The organism is Cupriavidus sp. GW822-FHT03E04, assembly GCF_058801495.1.
This window is the reverse complement of the sequence record NZ_JBXANI010000020.1, coordinates 55,855-75,055: the sequence shown is the minus strand read 5'-3', so window position 1 is coordinate 75,055 and position 19,201 is coordinate 55,855. Positions and strand designations below refer to the sequence as shown.

General features: G+C 66.6%; 17 protein-coding genes. 14 read left to right on the top strand and 3 right to left on the bottom strand.

Annotated features, from left to right (window positions below; all coding sequences use genetic code 11):
* The first annotated feature begins 9 nt into the window (after nucleotides 1-9).
* A complete protein-coding gene (locus tag AC1RQC_RS27090) occupies nucleotides 10-891 on the top strand; it encodes a TatD family hydrolase (protein ID WP_492372682.1) in 882 nt (293 codons plus the stop codon).
* Between the two features lie 73 nt (nucleotides 892-964).
* Nucleotides 965-3,403 (top strand): DNA internalization-related competence protein ComEC/Rec2, encoded by a 2,439-nt coding sequence (locus tag AC1RQC_RS27085; protein ID WP_492885142.1) that lies wholly within the window; start codon nucleotides 965-967, stop codon nucleotides 3,401-3,403.
* On the opposite strand, the gene AC1RQC_RS27080 is transcribed toward AC1RQC_RS27085, so the two are convergent.
* Nucleotides 3,315-4,253: a MurR/RpiR family transcriptional regulator gene (locus AC1RQC_RS27080; RefSeq protein WP_416048083.1), complete on the bottom strand. Its 939-nt coding sequence runs from the start codon at nucleotides 4,251-4,253 to the stop codon at nucleotides 3,315-3,317. The genes AC1RQC_RS27085 and AC1RQC_RS27080 overlap by 89 nt on opposite strands.
* A 318-nt stretch (nucleotides 4,254-4,571) precedes the next feature.
* Between AC1RQC_RS27080 and edd the strand changes: the two genes are divergently transcribed.
* From edd to ftsB, 12 genes are all read left to right on the top strand, one after another.
* Nucleotides 4,572-6,458: a phosphogluconate dehydratase gene (edd, locus tag AC1RQC_RS27075; RefSeq protein ID WP_492807776.1), complete on the top strand. Its 1,887-nt coding sequence runs from the start codon at nucleotides 4,572-4,574 to the stop codon at nucleotides 6,456-6,458.
* 188 nt (nucleotides 6,459-6,646) lie between these two features.
* The gene (locus AC1RQC_RS27070; protein ID WP_492372697.1) at nucleotides 6,647-7,156 is read left to right on the top strand and encodes a gluconokinase; all 510 of its coding nucleotides are present in this window, start codon (nucleotides 6,647-6,649) and stop codon (nucleotides 7,154-7,156) included.
* Between the two features lie 263 nt (nucleotides 7,157-7,419).
* Entirely contained in the window at nucleotides 7,420-8,892 is a 1,473-nt protein-coding gene (locus AC1RQC_RS27065; RefSeq protein WP_492372679.1) for a circularly permuted type 2 ATP-grasp protein, read from the top strand.
* Nucleotides 8,893-8,987: 95 nt separating this feature from the next.
* Nucleotides 8,988-9,941: an alpha-E domain-containing protein gene (locus AC1RQC_RS27060; RefSeq protein ID WP_441633667.1), complete on the top strand. Its 954-nt coding sequence runs from the start codon at nucleotides 8,988-8,990 to the stop codon at nucleotides 9,939-9,941.
* Between the two features lie 40 nt (nucleotides 9,942-9,981).
* Nucleotides 9,982-10,806, top strand: a complete 825-nt coding sequence (locus AC1RQC_RS27055; protein ID WP_492885140.1) for a transglutaminase family protein — start codon at nucleotides 9,982-9,984, stop codon at nucleotides 10,804-10,806.
* Nucleotides 10,807-10,948: 142 nt separating this feature from the next.
* On the top strand, nucleotides 10,949-11,770 hold the full coding sequence (locus tag AC1RQC_RS27050; protein WP_193692133.1) for a proteasome-type protease: 822 nt from the start codon (nucleotides 10,949-10,951) through the stop codon (nucleotides 11,768-11,770).
* A gap of 21 nt (nucleotides 11,771-11,791) precedes the next feature.
* Complete coding sequence (locus AC1RQC_RS27045; protein ID WP_492807773.1) at nucleotides 11,792-12,613, top strand: alpha/beta fold hydrolase; 822 nt, start codon at nucleotides 11,792-11,794, stop codon at nucleotides 12,611-12,613.
* A 149-nt stretch (nucleotides 12,614-12,762) separates the two neighbouring features.
* Nucleotides 12,763-14,415: a CTP synthase gene (pyrG, locus tag AC1RQC_RS27040; RefSeq protein WP_043344927.1), complete on the top strand. Its 1,653-nt coding sequence runs from the start codon at nucleotides 12,763-12,765 to the stop codon at nucleotides 14,413-14,415.
* A gap of 29 nt (nucleotides 14,416-14,444) precedes the next feature.
* Entirely contained in the window at nucleotides 14,445-15,317 is an 873-nt protein-coding gene (kdsA, locus tag AC1RQC_RS27035; RefSeq protein WP_492829431.1) for a 3-deoxy-8-phosphooctulonate synthase, read from the top strand.
* A gap of 90 nt (nucleotides 15,318-15,407) precedes the next feature.
* Nucleotides 15,408-15,698: a DUF1330 domain-containing protein gene (locus AC1RQC_RS27030; RefSeq protein ID WP_006160203.1), complete on the top strand. Its 291-nt coding sequence runs from the start codon at nucleotides 15,408-15,410 to the stop codon at nucleotides 15,696-15,698.
* 104 nt (nucleotides 15,699-15,802) lie between these two features.
* Nucleotides 15,803-17,092, top strand: a complete 1,290-nt coding sequence (gene eno / locus AC1RQC_RS27025) for a phosphopyruvate hydratase (protein WP_043344931.1) — start codon at nucleotides 15,803-15,805, stop codon at nucleotides 17,090-17,092.
* 82 nt (nucleotides 17,093-17,174) lie between these two features.
* Nucleotides 17,175-17,513, top strand: a complete 339-nt coding sequence (gene ftsB, locus AC1RQC_RS27020) for a cell division protein FtsB (protein WP_174422818.1) — start codon at nucleotides 17,175-17,177, stop codon at nucleotides 17,511-17,513.
* Nucleotides 17,514-17,636: 123 nt separating this feature from the next.
* On the opposite strand, the gene AC1RQC_RS27015 is transcribed toward ftsB, so the two are convergent.
* A complete protein-coding gene (locus AC1RQC_RS27015; protein WP_492372675.1) occupies nucleotides 17,637-18,038 on the bottom strand; it encodes a hypothetical protein in 402 nt (133 codons plus the stop codon).
* 126 nt (nucleotides 18,039-18,164) lie between these two features.
* A complete protein-coding gene (hslO, locus tag AC1RQC_RS27010; protein ID WP_477133026.1) occupies nucleotides 18,165-19,193 on the bottom strand; it encodes an Hsp33 family molecular chaperone HslO in 1,029 nt (342 codons plus the stop codon).
* Between the last annotated feature and the right edge of the window lie 8 nt (nucleotides 19,194-19,201).

The window sequence follows — 19,201 nt, the reverse complement described above, 5'->3', positions numbered from 1 at the left end:
GAACCCGCCATGTGGATCGATACGCATTGCCACCTCGACGCCGGCGAATTCGATGCCGACCGTGACACCGTTGCCGCCGCCGCTGCCACGGCGGGGGTGACGGGCATCGTGCTGCCGGCGGTGGCCGTGTCGAATTTTGCCGCGGTGCGGGCGCTGGCGCATCGCCACGCTAGCTGCGTCTACGCGTTGGGGATCCATCCGCTGTGCACGCCGGGCGCGGGGCAGGCCGACCTCGATGCGTTGCGCAACGAGGCGCAAGCCTCGCTGGCCGATCCGCGCTTCGTCGGCATCGGCGAGATCGGGCTCGATTTCTTCGTGCCCGGCCTTGATGCCGCGCACCAGGCCTGGATCTATGCCGAGCAACTCAAGATTGCGCGCGAGCTGGACTTGCCGGTGCTGCTGCATGTGCGCAAGTCGCAGGACCAGGTGGCGGCCCAGTTGCGCCGCATCGGCGTGCGCCAGGGTATTGCCCATGCTTTCAACGGCAGCGTGCAGCAGGCGCGGGGATTTATCGACCAGGGCCTCAAGCTGGGCTTCGGCGGCAACCTGACCTTCAGCCGCGCCAACCAGATCCGGCGCCTGGCGGCGGAGCTGCCGCTCGACGCCATCGTGCTGGAAACCGACGCACCCGACATCGCGCCCGCCTGGCTGTCCGACGACCAGTTCGGCGAGCAGCACAAGGCGCGCAACACGCCTGCCGAAGTGGCCGGCGTGGCGCGCGTGCTGGGCGAGTTGCGCGGGCTGGATGCCGCGCCACTGGCGCAGGCGATGTGGCGCAACTCCGTGGCGGCCTTGCCGCGGCTGGGCGCGTTCGCGTCAACCATGTTTCCCCCGGCATTGCCTGCATTGGCCCCGGCCGAAACAATCGGCAACCAATCCGTTTCATCCTGACGAGTCTGGCGGCCGGTAACGGCCGTATAAGCAGACGCATCCGATATCCCATCTGCCCGTTGGGGGAGTCCGCATGCGTCTGTTCTTGCTCGCCTTCGTGGCGGGCTGCTGGTGGCTGCAGCAACAAGGCTCGCTGCCGCGTGGCGGCGCGGCGTGGGTGTTGGCGGCTGCCGGGCTGCTGGCGGCCGCGCTCGCGCTGTGCCTGCGCACGCGCCGGCCTGGCTGGGCGCGGGTGGCCTGGATCGTATTGTCGCTGCTGGCTGGTTTCGGCTGTTCGGCGTGGCGCGCCGAGGCTCGCCTGGCAGAGCGGCTGGCGCCTGGGCTGGAAGGGGTCGACCTGCAGGTGAGTGGCGTGGTGGCCGGGCTGCCGGCGCAGGCCGCGCGCGGCCAGCGCTTCGTGTTCGCGCTCGACGATGCGGCGGGCATGCCGCCCCGCGTCTTGCTGGGCTGGGACGATGCCCCGGCCGGCTTGCGCCCGGGCGAGCGCTACGTCTTCACCGTGCGCTTGCGGCAGCCCCATGGCCTGGCCAATCCGCATGGCTTCGATTACGAATTCTGGCTGATGGCGGCCGCGCTTGGCGCCACTGGCTACGTGCGCGATGCCATCGGCGAGCCGCAGGACGCTGTCGGCGAACGGCTCGCGTGGCGGATCGCGCGATGGCGGGCGCAGGTGCGCGATCACGTCTTGCAAAGCCTGCCAGCCGATGCCCGCTTCGCTCCGGTGCTGGCGGCCCTGGTGGTTGGCGATCAGCACGGCATCCAGCAGCGGGACTGGATCTTGTTCACACGCACCGGCATCGGCCACCTGATCAGCATTTCCGGCCTGCATATCACCATGATTTCCGGCCTGTTCTCCAGCTTCGTCCATTGGCTGTGGCGGCATTCGTTCGGGCTCGGGCGATGGCTGCCGCGGCCCTTGCCGCTGTGGTGGCCGGCGCGGCGCGGCGCGCTGGTGGGCGCGGTGATTGCAGCCCTCGTCTACGGCCTGCTGGCGGGCATGCAGGTGCCGGCGCTGCGCACCGTGTCGATGCTGGTGGTGGCGGCGCTGGCACTCTGGAGCGGGCGCACGCCGCCGGCCTCGCTGGTGCTGGCCTGGGCGGCGTTCGTGGCGATCGGGCTCGACCCCTGGGCTGTGCTGTCGCCCGGGTTCTGGCTTTCGTTCGGCGCGGTGGGCGTGATCTTCCTGGCCGCGGCGCAACCCGCCAATCAGTCCGCGCTGACGCGTTGGCAGCGTGTTCGCGCCAGCCTTGCGCAGGCGGCGCGCACGCAATGGTCCGTCACGATCGGGCTGGTGCCGCTGACCTTGCTGCTGTTCCAGCAGGTCTCGGTGATTTCGCCGCTGGCCAATGCGGCGGCGATCCCGCTGGTCAGCCTGCTGGTGACGCCGATGGCCTTGCTGGCGGCGGCGGTGCCCGCGCCGCTGGCGGGCTGGCTGCTCAGCCCTGCGCATCTGCTGCTGCACTGGCTGGTGCTGGGCCTGGAGTGGCTGTCGGCGCCGCCGTGGGCGGTGTGGCAGGCCGCGCGCGCCGGGCCGGCGGCGCTGGCGCTGGCGGTGCTCGGCTCGCTGCTGTTGCTGGCCCCCGTGCCCTGTGGCTTGCGCGCGCGCCTGCATGGCGTGGTACTGCTGTTGCCGATGGTGCTGGCGGGGCGGCAGCCGGTGGCGCACGGGGAGTTTCGCGCCACCGCGATCGATATCGGGCAAGGCACGGCGATACTGGTGGAAACGCGCTCGCGCGTGCTGCTCTACGATGCCGGGCCGGCTTACGGCTGGGGTGCCGCGCGTGGCGAATTGGGCAACAGCGCCGGCGCGCGGGATATCGTGCCGTTCTTGCGCGGCGCTGGGGTGCGCAGGCTGGACACGCTGGTGATCAGCCATGAAGACGCGGATCATGCTGGCGGTGCGCGCGACATCATGGCGGCGCTGCCGGTGGACAGCCTGCTATCTGGCGCGCCGGCGGGACATCGGCTGCTGGTACCGCCGGCGAGCGCTGCGCACCTGGAAGCGCAGCCCTGCGAGGCGGGGCAGCAGTGGGAGTGGGATGGCGTGCGCTTTGCCATGCTGCATCCCTTGCCGGGCATCGCGCAGAATGCCGCCATCGACAGCAATGCGCGCAGTTGCGTGCTCAAGGTGGCGGGCAGCGCGCGCAGCCTGCTGCTGACCGGCGATATCGGCCGGCGTGACGAGGCGGCGCTGCTGGCACGCCTGTCGACGCAAGACTTGCGCGCGGATTTCCTGCAGGTGCCGCATCACGGCAGCAACACCTCATCGAGCGGCGCGTTCCTGGCCGTGGTGGCACCGGAGGTCGCGCTGTTCCAGGTGGGCTACCGCAACCGCCACCGGCATCCCCGGCCCGAGATCTGGGACCGCTACGGTTCGCACGAGATCGCCCGCTATCGCAGCGACGAGACCGGCGCGGTCCAGCTTACGACGCGCGGCGAGTCTTACGCGCTGCAGGCCTACCGCCAGCACGCGCGGCGCTACTGGCGCGCGGCGCCGCCTGCGCCTCGCTGAGATGCGCGGGCTCGGCCTGCGCGATGCGGCGCTCGCGCAGGTGCGCCTTGGCGCGCTGCAGGCCGGCGGAGACGGTGTCGGCGCGCTCAAGGGCGACGCCCGCTGCCAGCACGTCGCCCAGCACCAGGTGGCAGATGCGCGAGGTCATCGGCGTGTAGACCTCGCTGTCTTCCTCCACGTCCGAGAACACGCAGACGTCCGCCAGCGCGGCCAGCGGCGAGCCGCTGTGGGTCAGCGCCAGCACGCTGGCACCGCTGGCGCGGGCGAGCGTGGCGGCGGCCAGCATGTCCCACGTGCGCCCGCTGTTGGAGACCAGCACGGCCACGTCGCCGGGTCCGAGCAGCGCCGCCGACATGCTGAAGACGTGCGAGTCCGAGTAGGCAACGGTCGGCATGCCGAGGCGGAAGAACTTGTGCTGGATATCCAGGGCGACGATGCCCGAGTTGCCGCAGCCATAGAACTCGATGCGCCTGGCTGCGGCGAGCAGCTGGATGCCATGTTCGATCTGGTCTGCCGACAATGCGTTGCGCACGGTCATCAGGGTGGCGATGGTGCGGTCGAACACCTTGCCGGCGATATCGGCGGGGCGGTCCTCGGCTTTGACGTCCTGGTGCACGAAGGGCGTGCCGCCGCCCACGTTCTGGGCGAACTGGAGCTTGAACTCGCGAAAGCCGTCGTAGCCCAGCGCCGCGCAAAAGCGCGCAATGGTGGGCTGGGATACGCCTGCGCGCTCGGCCAGCTCGGGCATCGACAAGCGGATCACGCTGGCGCCGTGGCGGGCGACATAGTCGGCAAGGCGGCGTTCGGAAGGGCGAAGCGTGTCGTAGACGGCAAGAATTCGGTCGCGCATGGTAGGGCAGGGATGGGCTGTCTGTGCCGGGGAGTTGTTCTGGCTTTGGCCCCGGAATCCGTGGCTCGACGGATCGAGCGGCATGTAGATATTCTACATAATCAGAGGCGGGGTCATCGCGGCTTCAGCGTGACTACCGGGTAGGGATTTCACCTATGTGCGCTAAATATGCCATGAATAAAGCGCTTTGTGATGTGCACGCATGGTGTTTTCAAATTGGCTTTCGATATAATGTAGAAAATCTACAAACAATAGCGACCGCAAGTCCCCCCAGTCCTCCCGGATACGATCAGGCATCACGACCAGGAACTCCCCCCAATGTCAAAAGCCCTCCACGCCGAAGTCCACGCCGTCACCGAGCGCGTGATCGCGCGCAGCCAGCGCAGCCGCGCCGCCTATCTCGCGCGTTGCGAACGCGCCCAGCAGGAGCTGGGCCCCTTGCGCGGGCTGTCCTGCGCCAACCTCGCGCACGGCCTGGCCGCGCTGCCCACGCACGACAAGCTCAAGCTGCGGGTCGAGCATGCTGCCAACCTCGGCATCGTTACCGCGTACAACGACATGCTGTCGGCCCACCAGCCGTACGAACGTTATCCCGGCGTGATCCGGGAGGCCGCGCGTGCCGTTGGCGCCGTGGCGCAGGTGGCGGGCGGCGTGCCGGCGATGTGCGATGGCATCACGCAGGGCAATGCCGGCATGGAACTGTCGCTGTTTTCGCGCGATGCCATTGCGATGGCCACGGCGGTCTCGCTGTCGCACAACACCTTCGATGCCGCGGTTATGCTGGGCGTGTGCGACAAGATCGTGCCGGGCCTGCTGATGGGCGCGCTGCAGTTCGGCCACCTGCCGGTGGTGTTCGTGCCGGCCGGGCCGATGTCGACGGGCTTGTCCAACAAGGAAAAGGCGCGCGTGCGCCAGCTATACGCAACCGGCCAGGTTGGCCGCGAAGCCTTGCTGGAGGCCGAGTGCGAGGCCTATCACGGCGCCGGCACATGCACCTTCTACGGCACCGCCAACAGCAACCAGTTCCTGATGGAAATCATGGGCCTGCATATGCCGGGCGCGGCCTTCGTGCATCCCGACAGCGGCCTGCGCGACGCGCTCACCGCCGCCGCCGCGCAACGCGCGCTGGCCCTGACGGCGCGGGGCGGCGACTACCTGCCTCTGGCGCGCATCGTCGACGAGCGCGCGGTGATCAATGCCGTGGTCGGCCTGCTGGCCACGGGTGGCTCGACCAACCACACCATCCACCTGGTGGCGATGGCGCGCGCGGCGGGCATCCTCATCGACTGGGATGATTTCGACCGCCTCTCGCGCATCACGCCGCTGCTGGCGCGTGTCTACCCCAACGGCTCGGCCGACGTGAATCACTTCCACGCCGCGGGCGGCGTGGCCTACGTGATTCGCCAGCTGCTCAGCGCCGGGTTGCTGCACGAGGACGTGGAAACCGTGGCCGGGCGTGGCCTGGCCCGTTACACGCAAGAGCCCGTGATGATCGACGGCGTGCTGCAGTGGCGCGACGGCGCCGCCGTCAGCGGTGATGCCACGGTGCTGGCCACTGCGGCCGAGCCGTTCTCCACCGAGGGCGGCTTGCGCCTGCTGCAAGGCAATCTTGGCCGCGGCATGATCAAGGTGTCGGCGGTGGCGGATGAGCATCGGGTGATCGAAGCACCGGCACGCGTCTTCGACTCGCAAGAGCAATTGCAAGCCGCGTTCGAAGCCGGCGAGTTCACGGGCGACATGATCGCGGTCGTGCGTTTCCAGGGACCCAACGCCAACGGCATGCCAGAACTGCACCGTCTCACCCCGGTGCTGGGCTCGCTGCAGGACGCCGGCTACAAGGTTGCGCTGGTGACCGATGGCCGCATGTCCGGCGCTTCTGGCAAGGTGCCGGCGGTCATTCATGTGGGGCCTGAGGCACTTGCCGGCGGCCCGCTGGCGCGCGTGCGTGACGGCGACCGGATCCGCGTGGACGCCGTGGCAGGCACGCTGGAATGGCTTGGCGCCGCGAATGGCGACGGCGACCTGGCCACGCGTGCTTCAGCCGTGCTGCCGGACGACGCCTTTACGAATTTCAGCGTCGGCCGGGGCCTGTTCGGGCTGTTCCGCCGCAACGCGCGGATCGCGGAGGAGGGCGGCAGCGCGCTGGACCTCTCCGAGGCCGACGCGCCCGGCGCTGTCCAAACGGGCGCGGCCGTCGCACAATAGGCAGCGCCCCTTAAATTTGTGTCATTTGTGTCCCCGGCAGCCGATGGCTGGCGGAGACGACCCCGAGCCGGCCCATGCGGGTCCTATCATGGCTTCATGGCTGAACGCTTGCGGAGCCGACCGGCCGCCGGCGCGGGGACTACCGACAAGGATGGGAAAACCATCCGAACATGATCATTGGAGCAGACATGATCTACATCCTGATGGGCGTTTCCGGCAGCGGAAAGACCACGGTCGGCCAGTTGCTGGCCAAGACCTTGCAATGCGGCTTCCACGATGCCGATGAATTCCACAGCGCCGCCAACAAGGCGAAGATGCACAACGGCATCGCGCTGACCGACGACGACCGCTGGCCCTGGCTGGCCGCGATGCGCGCGGCGATCGATGCGGCCCGCGCCGAGGGGCGCACCCACGTCTTTACCTGTTCCGCGCTGCGGCAAACCTACCGCGACCGCCTGACGCCCGCCGATGGCGGCGTGACCTTTGTCTACATGAAGGGCGATGCTACGGTCATTGGCGGCCGCCTGGCCGAGCGCAGCGACCACTTCTTCAATCCCGCCCTGCTGCAGAGCCAGTTCGAGACCCTGGAGGAGCCGCGCGACGCCCTGGTGCTCGATATCCGCCAGACGCCGGAGGCGCTGGTGCAGCGCATCCTGGCCGGAGTGCAGGCAGAAAAAAGCGCGGCGATCGCCCGCTGAACCGATGCCAAGGCTGGCCCGAAGCGAAGGCTGGCAGACATCTTGCTTATCCATGTTTGATGGCGCGAATGCCTGCCGCTTGCGGCTTTCGTGGTCATAGGTATCCTATAGGGACAGCACTTCGAAGCATGACGAGATGGTCCGCGGCCAAGCCGCCGGGCCTCGGGTGGTGATCTCAAGGTGCTGTGCCGGGAACAACAAGCCAATCAAAACGGGATAGCCGGCAGTTTGGGCGGCACCCAAATCATGGGGGAACGGCCATCATGGCGGCGCGGTTTTTCGACGAGATGCTCGATTGGCAAGATGGCGTGGCAGCAGCAATCCACGCGGGCGAGTCCCTGCCGGCAGGTGCCGTGCGGGGGCATTACAAGCAGTTCGCGGATTGGTTGGCGCGCCAGTCCGAAGGCACCATGGACAACAAGCGCGCCGAAGCGGATCTCATCTTCCGGCGCGTGGGCATCACGTTTGCCGTTTACGGTGAAAAAGACGAGTCCAACAGCGGCACCGAACGAACCATCCCGTTCGATGTCATTCCCCGCATCTTCCCCGCCAGCGAGTGGGCAACGCTCGAGCGCGGCCTGCGCCAGCGGGTGTCGGCGCTGAATCGCTTCATCCACGATATCTATCACGGGCAGGACATCATCCGCGCCGGTGTGATCCCGCCAGACCAGATCTACAACAACGCGCAGTACCGCCCCGAGATGCTCGGCATCGACGTGCCCCGTGATATCTACGCCCATGTGGCGGGCATCGATGTAGTGCGCGCTGGCGAGGGCGAGTTCTACGTGCTGGAAGACAACCTGCGCGTGCCCTCCGGCGTGTCCTACATGCTGGAGAACCGCAAGATGATGATGCGGTTGTTCCCGGACCTGTTCGCGCGCAATCGCGTGGCGCCGGTGGCGCACTATCCCGACCTGCTGCTCGACATGCTGCGCGGCGTCTCGCCGCAGAACATCGCCGATCCCACGGTGGTGGTGCTCACGCCCGGCATGTACAACTCCGCCTACTTCGAGCATGCCTTCCTGGCGCAGCAAATGGGCGTGGAACTGGTCGAGGGCAGCGACCTGTTCGTACAGGACGAGCACCTCTACATGCGCACCACCCAGGGGCCGCAGCGCATCGACGTGATCTACCGCCGGGTCGACGACGACTTCCTCGACCCGCTGGTGTTCCGCTCGGATTCCACGCTGGGCGCGGCGGGGCTGCTCTCGGTCTACCGCGCGGGCAACGTCACCATCTGCAACGCCATTGGCACGGGCGTGGCCGACGACAAGTCGATCTATCCCTACGTGCCCGACATGATCCGCTTCTACCTTGGCGAGGAAGCGATCCTCAACAACGTGCCGACGTACATGTGCCGCCGCCCGGACGACCTGCAGTACGTGCTGGACCACATGAGCGAACTGGTGGTCAAGGAAACCCACGGGGCCGGCGGCTACGGCATGCTGGTGGGGCCTGCCGCCACGCGCGCGGAGATCGATACGTTCCGCGAGGTCGTGCGCGCGCGTCCCGAGCAGTACATCGCGCAGCCCACGCTGGCGCTTTCCACCTGCCCGACGTATGTCGAGTCGGGGATCGCGCCGCGCCATATCGACCTGCGTCCGTTCGTGCTGTCCGGCAAGGATGTGCGCATGGTGCCGGGCGGGTTGACCCGCGTTGCGCTGCGCGAAGGCTCGCTGGTGGTCAACTCCTCGCAGGGCGGGGGCACCAAGGACACCTGGGTGCTGGAGCGCTGACGCGCGGCGCACGCAAGGATTGTTTGTGATTCCCGCGCTGGCAGCCGCGTTGCCGGCGGCGCGCGGGCGAACAGCGCTGTACGAGGGGACTGACCATGCTTAGCCGCACCGCCGACCATCTGTTCTGGATGGCGCGCTATACCGAACGCGCGGAGAACACCGCGCGCATGCTGGACGTGAACTACCAGACTTCGCTGCTGCCGCAATCCGCGGAAGTGGCGGAGCAAGGCTGGTGGGCCATGCTCGATATCTCCGAGCTGACCACGGTGTTCGACGAGAAGTACGGCCTGCTTACGCGCGACGACGTGATCGACTTCATGGTGCGCGACATGACCAATGTCTCGTCCATCATGAGCTGCCTGCGCGCGGCCCGCGAGAACGCCCGCGCCGTGCGCGGCTCGCTGACCACCGAGGTCTGGGAGACCATCAACACCACCTGGCTCGACGTGCAGCGCATGATCGCCGACGGCGTGCTGCGCGAGGATCCTTCGCAGTTCTTCGAGTGGGTGAAGTTCCGCTCCCACCTTGCCCGTGGCGTGCAGTTTGGCACCATGCTCAAGGATGATGCCTTCCACTTCATGCGGCTGGGCACGTTCCTGGAACGCGCCGACAATACCGCGCGGATTCTGGACGTGAAGTTCCAGGCCAGCACGGTCGACGATAGCGATCCCAATCGCGACGCCAACGATTTCTATCACTGGGCGGCTGTCCTGCGCTCGGTGTCGGGATTCGAGGTGTACCGCAAGGTGTATCGCACCGTGATCACGCCCGAGCGCGTGGCCGAACTGCTGGTGCTGCGTCCCGACATGCCGCGCTCGCTGGTGTCCAGCATGGACGAGGTGGTGTCGATCCTGGCGCTGGTGGGCAACCACCTTTCTTCGGAGACCGAGCGCCAGGCTGGTAAACTCCACGCCGATTTGAAATATGCGCGCATCGACGACATCTTCGCCGTCGGGCTGCATGCTTACCTGACCAGTTTCCTGGAGCGCATCGGCGACCTCGGCAACGGCATCAGCCGGGATTTCCTCGTGCCGCTGCTCGCTGCCTGACCTATATGAAGTGGGGAGGTTGTGCCGGCCTCGCCACATCATGAAATACAAGATTCACCACAAGACGGTCTACCGTTATGCCGAGCCGGTCCTGCGCAGCGTGCACGAACTGCGGCTCGCGCCGCGCTCGGGCCCGCTGCAGGCCGTGCAGGAATGGCAATTGTCCGTTCCCGGCAACCTGTCCGAGGCGCGTGACGGTTTCGGCAATATCGTGCACAGCTTCACTGTGGCCGGGCCAGCACATACGCTGGTGATCGAGGCCAGCGGCGTGGTCGATGTCACGCCGCCAATGGATGCGGACGGGCCGTTCTTTTGCGATGCGCCGCCGGCTGGCGAGGCGCGTGTGTCGCCGCTGTATTACCTTGGCGGCACGCCGCTGACCGCCGCCAAGCCGGAGATGGTGCATTTTGCCGCGCCCTACCTGGCGGCGGGGGCGACGGTGCCCGCGCTGCTGGCGCTGGCCAATGGCATCGCCGGGCGGGTGCGCTACCGGTCAGATAGCACCGATGTGGACACCTCGGCCAGCGACGCATTCGCACTGGGCAGCGGGGTTTGCCAGGACCAGGCGCAGGTGATGGTGGCATGCTGCCGGGCCCTGGGCGTGCCGGCGCGCTACGTCAGCGGCTATTTCTATGACCCGGCCGCGTCGGAATTGGCTAGCCATGCCTGGGCCGATGTCTGCGTGGATGCCGGCAAGGAGTTGTGGTGCAGCATCGACGTGACCCACGGCTGCCTGAGCGACGCGCGCCATATCCGGCTGGCGGTCGGGCGTGACTATCGCATGGCTGCACCGGTGCGCGGGATTCGCGAAGGTGGCAGCGGCGAGCGGCTGGCGGTCGAGATCGCCATTGCGCCGTTGCAGTGAATGAAGTGGTGCGCCGTGCACCAAAAACGGGCGTGCCGCACGTTTCCGGGCGCACCGGCGCGGCGCTAGAATGCGGCCTTGGCCCGGGCGACAGGCTTGGCGAAGCGCCAGGCGTGAATGTGCACCATTACAAGACAAGATCATGACGTACTGTGTAGCCATGCGGCTGGATGCCGGGCTGGTGTTCCTTTCCGATTCGCGCACCAATGCCGGTGTCGATGCGATCTCGACCGCTCGCAAGATGACCGTGTTCGAGGAGCCGGGCGACCGGGTGATGGTCTTGCTGACCGCGGGCAACCTGGCGATCAGCCAGGCGGTGCGCCAGATACTGGCGGAGGGCCGCGATGAGAAGCGCTCGCTGTGGACGGCGCGCGATATGTTCGAGGCGGCCGCCATCGTTGGCGACGCGGTGCGCCAGGTGCACAAGCACGACGCCCACGCGCTGCGCGAGGCCGGCATCGAGTTCAATGTGAGCCTGATCTTCGGCGGCCAGATCCGCGGCGAACGCGTGCGCCTGTTCCATGTGTACGCCGCCGGGAATTTCGTCGAGGCCACCCCCGAGAACTGCTATTTTCAGATCGGCGAGGCCAAGTACGGCAAGCCCATCATCGATCGCGTGGTCGAGCCGACGCTGCCGCTGGGCGAGGCAGCCAAGTGTGCGCTGATCTCGATGGACTCCACGTTGAAGTCGAATATCTCGGTAGGCCTGCCGCTGGACCTGCTGGTCTACGAAGGCGATTCGCTGCGCGTGACCCGCTTTGTCAACATTGACGAGAAGAACGCCTACTTCCGCATGATCCGCGATACCTGGGGGCAACGCTTGCGCCAGGTCTTCGGCGAGATCAACGATCCGGAGTGGGATGCCAACGCGCCGGCCGAGTTTCCGCTGGCGCGCCAGGGCGCGGGCGACCGCTGGGGCCAGCCTGTGCGCGCCACGCGCGAACGTGCCGGCACGCAGGACTGAGGGCGCGCTGCGAATACCCCGATGCGCGACATTCTGCATTTTTCGCACGCCAATGGCTTTCCGGTCAGTACCTACCGCAAGCTGTTCGGAACGCTGGAAGACGATTTCGAGATCCGCGCCGTGGACCGTTATGGCCACGACCCGAAATTCCCGGTCACGCGCGAGTGGCCGCACCTGGTCGATGAGCTGCTGGCTTCGATCGAGCAGAAGTACCGCGAGCCGGTGTGGCTGGTGGGGCATTCGCTGGGTGGTTTCCTGTCGCTGATGGCCGCGCTGCGCCGCCCGCAGTGGGTGCGCGGCGTGGTGATGCTGGATTCGCCCGTGATTGCCGGGTGGCGCGCCGCCTTGCTCAAGGCCGGTCAACGCTTCGGCCTGGATGAGCGGCCCAGCCCGGCTGCCGCGACCCGGCGGCGGCGCACGCACTGGCCGGATGCCGAGGCGGTGTGGGCGCATTTCCGCTCCAAGCCGGTGTTCGCGTCGTGGGACGAGGAGGTGCTGCGCGACTATGCGATGCATGGCACGGAGCCGACCGGCAACGACGCCGAACGCCGCCTGCGCTTCGAGCGCGAGATCGAGTACCAGATCTACCGCACGCTGCCCACCAGCCTGGGCGCGCGCGTGGCGCGCGGCGCGCCGGTGCCGGTCAGCTTTGTCGCCGGCACGCGTTCGCGCGAAGTGCGGCAATGCGGGCTCGGCGCCACGCGCAAGCTGGTGGGCGAGCGCCTGCGCTTTATCGAGGGCGGGCACCTGTATCCGATGGAGCGTCCCGGGCAGACCGCCGGGCTGATCCGCGATCTGGTCGGGCAAATGCGGGGCGACGGCGCCACCTTCGCGCGTCCGTAGGCGGGGCAGGATCGGGCGGCGGCGCGGACGCGAGTGCGAAGCGGCGAAAGCGTCTCAGCGGCTGCCGGGCAAGGCGACTTGTCGCAAATGCGGCGCTGCAGCAGGCGGCCTCTCATGTATAATCCCGATTTCCCCGGCAAGCTCGGTTTATGACCAAATTCGTCTTCGTCACCGGTGGTGTCGTCTCTTCTCTCGGCAAGGGCATCGCTGCTGCTTCGCTCGCGGCCATTCTCGAGTCGCGCGGCCTCAAAGTCACCCTCCTCAAGCTAGATCCCTACATCAACGTCGATCCCGGCACGATGAGCCCCTTCCAGCATGGCGAAGTGTTCGTCACGGAAGACGGTGCGGAAACCGACCTCGATCTTGGCCACTATGAGCGCTTCGTCTCGGCCAAGATGCGCAAGTCGAACAACTTCACCACGGGCCAGATCTACGAATCGGTGATCCGCAAGGAACGCCGCGGCGAGTACCTCGGCAAGACGGTGCAGGTGATCCCGCACATCACCAACGAAATCCAGGCCTTCATCGAGCGCGGCGCGGCTGCGTCGCACGGTGGCAAGGCGGACGTCGCGCTGGTGGAGATCGGCGGCACGGTGGGTGACATCGAGTCGCTGCCCTTCCTGGAAGCCGCGCGCCAGATGAGCCTGCGCATGGGCCGCAACCACGCCGCCTTCGTGCACCTGACGCTGGTGCCGTTCATTGCCAGCGCCGGCGAGCTCAAGACCAAGCCGACCCAGCACTCGGTGCAGAAGCTGCGTGAAATCGGCATCTCGCCGACCGCGCTGCTGTGCCGCGCCGACCGCCCGATTCCGGACGAAGAGCGCGCCAAGATTTCGCTGTTCTCCAATATCCCGCAAGAAGCCGTGATCTCGGTGTGGGACGTGGACAGCATCTACAAGATCCCGCAGATGCTCAACGAGCAAGGCCTCGACCGCCTGATCTGCGAGGAGCTGCGTATCGATCCCAAACCGGCCGATCTTTCCATGTGGCAGCGCCTGGTCAATGCCCAGGAAAACCCGCAGCACGAGGTCACCATCGGCATGGTGGGCAAGTATGTCGACCTGACCGAATCCTACAAGTCGCTGATCGAAGCGCTGCGCCACGCCGGCATGCACACCGCCACCCGCGTGAACATCGAGTACATCGATTCGGAAGAGCTCGAATCCGGTCACCTCGAAGTGCTCAAGCCGCTGGACGCCATCCTGGTCCCGGGCGGCTTCGGCAAGCGCGGCACGGAAGGCAAGATCCGCGCGATCCAGTACGCTCGCGAGAACAAGGTGCCGTACCTGGGCATCTGCCTGGGCATGCAGCTGGCCGTGATCGAATTCGCGCGCCACGTGGCGGCGATGGCCGATGCCAACTCGACCGAGTTCAACCTGGAAACCGAACATCCGGTGGTCGCGCTGATCACCGAGTGGGTGGATCGCGAAGGCAAGGTCGAGCAGCGCTCCGCCGAGTCCGACCTGGGCGGCACCATGCGCCTTGGCGCGCAGCGCGTGCCGGTCAAGGCCGGGACCAAGGCCAGCCAGATCTATGGCCCGGAAGTCAACGAGCGCCATCGCCATCGCTACGAGGTCAACAATCACTACGTGCCGACGCTGGAAAAGGCGGGCATGGTGATCTCGGCCCGTACGCCGACCGAAGACCTGCCCGAGATGATGGAACTGCCGGAAAGCCTGCACCCGTGGTTCGTGGGCGTGCAGTTCCACCCGGAATTCACCTCCACCCCGCGCGATGGCCATCCGCTGTTCAAGGCCTACGTGGAAGCGGCGCTGGCCAGCCAGCAGAAGAAGGCGGGCTAAGCCCCGGCACCGCAAGCAGGAGATTAGCGATGAAACTCTGTGGATTTGACGTCGGCCTGGACCGGCCCTTCTTCCTGATCGCCGGCCCGTGCGTGATCGAGTCCGAGCAGATGGCGCTGGATACGGCCGGTGAGCTCAAGGCGATCACCAGCGAGCTTGGCATTCCCTTTATCTACAAGTCCTCGTTCGACAAGGCCAACCGCTCGTCGGGCCGGACCTTCCGTGGCCTGGGCATGGAGAAGGGTCTCGAGATCCTCGCCACCGTCAAGCGCGAGATCGGCGTGCCGGTGCTGACCGACATCCACGAGATCGACGAGGTCAAGCCGGTGGCGGCCGTGGTCGACGTGCTGCAGACGCCGGCCTTCCTGTGCCGGCAGACCGACTTCATCCGTGCCTGCGCGCAGAGCGGCCGCCCCGTCAATATCAAGAAGGGTCAGTTCCTCGCGCCGCACGACATGAAGAATGTCATCGACAAGGCGCGCGATGCCGCGCGCGAGGCCGGGCTGCCGGAAGACAGCTTCATGGCCTGCGAACGCGGCGTTTCCTTCGGCTACAACAACCTGGTCTCGGACATGCGCTCACTGGCGATCATGCGCGAGACCAGCGCGCCGGTGGTGTTCGACGCCACCCACTCGGTGCAGCTGCCGGGTGGCCAGGGCACCAGCTCGGGCGGCCAGCGCGAGTTCGTGCCGGTGCTGGCCCGCGCCGCCGTGGCGGTTGGCGTGGCGGGCCTGTTCATGGAAACCCATCCGGATCCGAGCAAGGCCATGTCGGACGGCCCCAACGCCGTGCCGCTGTCGCGCATGAAGGAACTGCTGTCGGTGCTCAAGGACCTGGACACCCTGGTCAAGCGCAACGGCTTCCTGGAAGACAATTTCGGCTGGCCGGCGGCTTGCGCCTGAGCTTGCCGTGCCACCGCGGTCATGGCCGTCATCGGGCGGCCATGATCAGCCAAGTAGAATCAACATCATAAGAACACACGGAGATACGCCATGGCCAGCGGCTATATCATTGCCCACGTCGATGTCACCGATCCCCAGCAGTATGAAGAGTACAAAGTGCTCTCCAGCCATGCCATGAAGGTGCATGGCGCCGAGGTACTGGTGCGCGGCGGCAAGACCGAGAAGCTCGAGGGCGACTGGGCCCCGACGCGCGTGGTCGTGCTGAAGTTTCCCAGCTATGACGCGGCAAAGTCGTTCCACGACAGCGAGGAATACCGCGCCGCGCGCAAGTCGCGCGAGCACGCCGCGCGCATGAACATGATCGTGGTGGAAGGCGCTTAAGGCTTAGGCGTCAGCCAGCTCGGTCAGCTGTAGCCAGCGGTAGTCCAGGGCATGGCGCCCGTGTAGTAAGAAGTCATCAAGCATCAACAGTCCAAGAGGAATCCATGAGTGCAATCGTAGATATCATCGGTCGCGAAGTTCTCGACTCGCGCGGTAACCCGACGGTCGAGTGCGACGTCCTGCTCGAATCCGGCGTGATGGGCCGCGCGGCAGTGCCGTCGGGCGCATCCACCGGCTCGCGCGAAGCCATCGAGCTGCGTGACGGCGACAAGTCGCGCTACCTCGGCAAGGGCGTGCTGAAGGCGGTCGAGCATATCAATACTGAAATCTCCGAAGCCATCATGGGCCTGGACGCTTCCGAGCAAGCCTTCTTGGACCGCACCCTGATCGACCTCGACGGCACCGACAACAAGGCCCGCCTTGGCGCCAACGCCACGCTGGCCGTGTCGATGGCCGTGGCCCGCGCCGCTGCCGAAGAAGCCGGCCTGCCGCTGTACCGCTACTTCGGCGGGTCGGGCGCGATGCAGATGCCGGTGCCGATGATGAACATCGTCAACGGTGGCGCGCACGCCAACAACAGCCTGGACATCCAGGAATTCATGATCATGCCGGTGTCGCAAACGAGCTTCCGTGAAGCCCTGCGTTGCGGCGCTGAAGTGTTCCACGCACTGAAGAAGATCCTGTCCGACAAGGGCATGTCCACGGCGGTTGGCGACGAGGGCGGCTTTGCCCCCAACTTCGCTTCCAACGAAGAGTGCCTGAACACCATCCTGCTGGCCATCGAGAAGGCTGGCTACCGTGCTGGCGAAGACGTGCTGCTGGCGCTGGACTGCGCGGCGACCGAGTTCTATCACGAAGCCGAAGGCCAGTACCACCTGGATGGCGAAGGCCTGAAGCTGACCTCGACCCAGTTCGCCGACTACCTGGCCAACCTGTGCGACAAGTTCCCGATCGTGTCGATCGAGGACGGCATGGGCGAAGGCGACTGGGACGGCTGGAAGGTGCTGACCGACAAGCTGGGCAAGCGCGTGCAGCTGGTGGGCGACGACCTGTTCGTCACCAACACCAAGATCCTGAAGGAAGGCATTGAAAAGGGCATCGGCAACTCGATCCTGATCAAGATCAACCAGATCGGCACCCTGACCGAAACCTTCGCCGCCATCGAAATGGCCAAGCGCGCCGGCTACACGGCCGTGATCTCGCACCGTTCGGGCGAGACCGAGGACAGCACCATCGCCGATATCGCGGTGGGCACCAACGCCGGCCAGATCAAGACCGGCTCGCTGTCGCGTTCGGACCGTATCTCGAAGTACAACCAGCTGCTGCGCATCGAGGAAGATCTCGGTGATATCGCCAGCTACCCGGGCAAGAGCGCGTTCTACAATCTGCGCTAAGCTCGTGCCATGCGCCGGCCGCGCACGATGCCGTGGCCGGCGCATGACGCAACTTCCTTTTTTCGCTTAAGCGCCAGAATCCATGCGCCTGATCTCGTTGCTGTTGTTTGTGCTGTTGCTCGCCATCCAGTATCCACTATGGCTGGGCAAGGGCGGCTGGCTGCGTGTGTGGGATATGGACAAGCAGGTGCAGGAACAGAGCGCGCACAACCAAGCGCTCAAGCTGCGCAATGCCAAGCTGGAAGGGGAAGTGAAGGACCTGCAGGATGGCACCGGCGCCATTGAGGAGCGTGCCCGCTATGAGCTGGGCATGGTCAAGGATGGCGAGGTGTTCGTGCAGTTCGTGGCACCGGCCCCCAAGGTCAGCGCCACGCCGCCGCTGCCGCCTCCGGCGAACTCCCCGGCATTCAATCGCCACTGACTGGCGTCTTTCCCGTTTTCTATCTCGTAGCGTCTGCCGCCGTTGCTCCGCAACGGCATGGATGAAGCATGCTCGCGTCCTTGGTTGCTTGCCGCACCAGTTTCGTCGGCCGCTTACCGCTGCTTACCACCAGTACGGATAGCCACCGTAGCCCCAGCCCCGGTATCCCGGGCTGCTGAATCCGACTCCGCCGCCCCAGTGCCCGCCGCCCCAGCCGCCGTAATACAGGTTCCAGCTAGGCGAGGGATAGGCATAGTAGCTTGCCGCCCGCGCCATGGCTTGCGCCTGTTGCTGGCGGGCAATCGCGGCATCCTGCTCGCGCAGTACCTGGCGGTTCAGCTCGCCGATCTTCTGGATGTCTTCCGCGGTGACGGGAGGCGGCGGCACGGCGTTGGGCGCCAGGCGGGCCGTCGGCGGCGAGCCGTTGAGGTCGCGCGGCAACTGGGCGCAGCCGCCGCAGGCCAGCACGGCGCCAAGCAGCATGGCGCTGATTGTGGCGCACGGGTGAGAGGACAAAGCGGACATGATGATTCCCTGACTCTGGTGGGGCGCTGACGCTTGGACCCCGGCGCAGGGCAGAAAGGTTCCTGCCGTTGCGCTTCGCATCATGGCTTGCACCGTCGCTCGCATCGCCGTCCCGCGCGTTGCCGCTCAGTGCTGCTGGCCCGCGCCGTCGCCGGCGCCGGTAGCCACGGGGACCGGCGTGAACAGCTGCGCGCAATCGACCGGGTCGAAGTGGTACTGCTGGCCGCAGAAATCGCATTGGATTTCCACTTCGCCGCGTTCCACCAGGATGTCTTCAATCTCCACGCGGCCCAGGTTCTGCAGCATGCCCGCCACCTTGGCGCGCGAGCACGAGCATTGGAAGTGCGGGGTCAGCGGCTCGAACACACGCAGGCCGGTGGCTTCCAGGTCTTCCCAGAACAGGCGGCGCAGCAAGGTGTCCGGCGTCTCGGCAAGCAGTTCGGCGTCCTTCAGCGTGGCGCCGAGCTGGCAGGCACGGTCCCAGGTGTCGAGGTCCTGCGCGCGGGCTGTGTCCGCCAGCGGCGCGCCGGTTTCGCCCACTTGCGCGGGCTCACGCTCGGCGTGGCCTTCCAGCGTGCCACCGTAGGAGGGCAGCTTTTGCAGCAGCATGCCTGCAGCGACCTTGTCGTCGGCGGCCAGCCATAGCCGCGTGTCGAGCTGCTCGGACGTCTGCATATAGTGCTCGAGCACGGCGGTCATGGATGTCATCGGGCCATGCTTGTCGGCCAGCGGCACGATGCTCTGGTACGGCTGCTGCCCGGGCAGCTTGTCCTGCGGGTCCAGCGTGATGGCGAAGCGGCCGTGGCCGCTGACGTTGACGAGATCCGCCAACGTGGCGTCGTCGGCCAGCGTCACGCCTTCGGCCAGCTTGGCCGTTGCGCGCATCGACAGGTCGGACAAGCACTCCACCACCAGCATGCGCACCGGGCCATCGCCGTGCACTTGCATCACCAGCGCGCCGTTGAACTTCAGGTTGGCCGAAAGCAGGGCGGCGGCCGACATCATTTCGCCCAGCAGCCGGCGCACCGGCGTGGGGTAATGGTTGCGGCGCAGCACTTCTTGCCAGGTGGCCTGCATGCGTACCAGCTCGCCGCGCACGGGGGCCGCGTCGAACAGGAATTTCTGCAGGGTGTCAGGGGTGGTGGTGTCAGTCACGATGATCC

Coding starts and splice junctions, on each gene's coding strand:
- AC1RQC_RS27090 (WP_492372682.1), top strand. CDS start 10: ATGTGGATCGATACGCATTGCCACCTCGACGCCGGCGAATTCGATGCC.
- AC1RQC_RS27060 (WP_441633667.1), top strand. CDS start 8,988: ATGCTTAGCCGCACCGCCGACCATCTGTTCTGGATGGCGCGCTATACC.
- ftsB (WP_174422818.1), top strand. CDS start 17,175: ATGCGCCTGATCTCGTTGCTGTTGTTTGTGCTGTTGCTCGCCATCCAG.
- edd (WP_492807776.1), top strand. CDS start 4,572: ATGTCAAAAGCCCTCCACGCCGAAGTCCACGCCGTCACCGAGCGCGTG.
- AC1RQC_RS27055 (WP_492885140.1), top strand. CDS start 9,982: ATGAAATACAAGATTCACCACAAGACGGTCTACCGTTATGCCGAGCCG.
- AC1RQC_RS27080 (WP_416048083.1), bottom strand. CDS start 4,253: ATGCGCGACCGAATTCTTGCCGTCTACGACACGCTTCGCCCTTCCGAA.
- AC1RQC_RS27030 (WP_006160203.1), top strand. CDS start 15,408: ATGGCCAGCGGCTATATCATTGCCCACGTCGATGTCACCGATCCCCAG.
- AC1RQC_RS27045 (WP_492807773.1), top strand. CDS start 11,792: ATGCGCGACATTCTGCATTTTTCGCACGCCAATGGCTTTCCGGTCAGT.
- AC1RQC_RS27050 (WP_193692133.1), top strand. CDS start 10,949: ATGACGTACTGTGTAGCCATGCGGCTGGATGCCGGGCTGGTGTTCCTT.
- eno (WP_043344931.1), top strand. CDS start 15,803: ATGAGTGCAATCGTAGATATCATCGGTCGCGAAGTTCTCGACTCGCGC.
- AC1RQC_RS27015 (WP_492372675.1), bottom strand. CDS start 18,038: ATGTCCGCTTTGTCCTCTCACCCGTGCGCCACAATCAGCGCCATGCTG.
- pyrG (WP_043344927.1), top strand. CDS start 12,763: ATGACCAAATTCGTCTTCGTCACCGGTGGTGTCGTCTCTTCTCTCGGC.
- AC1RQC_RS27065 (WP_492372679.1), top strand. CDS start 7,420: ATGGCGGCGCGGTTTTTCGACGAGATGCTCGATTGGCAAGATGGCGTG.
- kdsA (WP_492829431.1), top strand. CDS start 14,445: ATGAAACTCTGTGGATTTGACGTCGGCCTGGACCGGCCCTTCTTCCTG.
- AC1RQC_RS27070 (WP_492372697.1), top strand. CDS start 6,647: ATGATCTACATCCTGATGGGCGTTTCCGGCAGCGGAAAGACCACGGTC.
- AC1RQC_RS27085 (WP_492885142.1), top strand. CDS start 965: ATGCGTCTGTTCTTGCTCGCCTTCGTGGCGGGCTGCTGGTGGCTGCAG.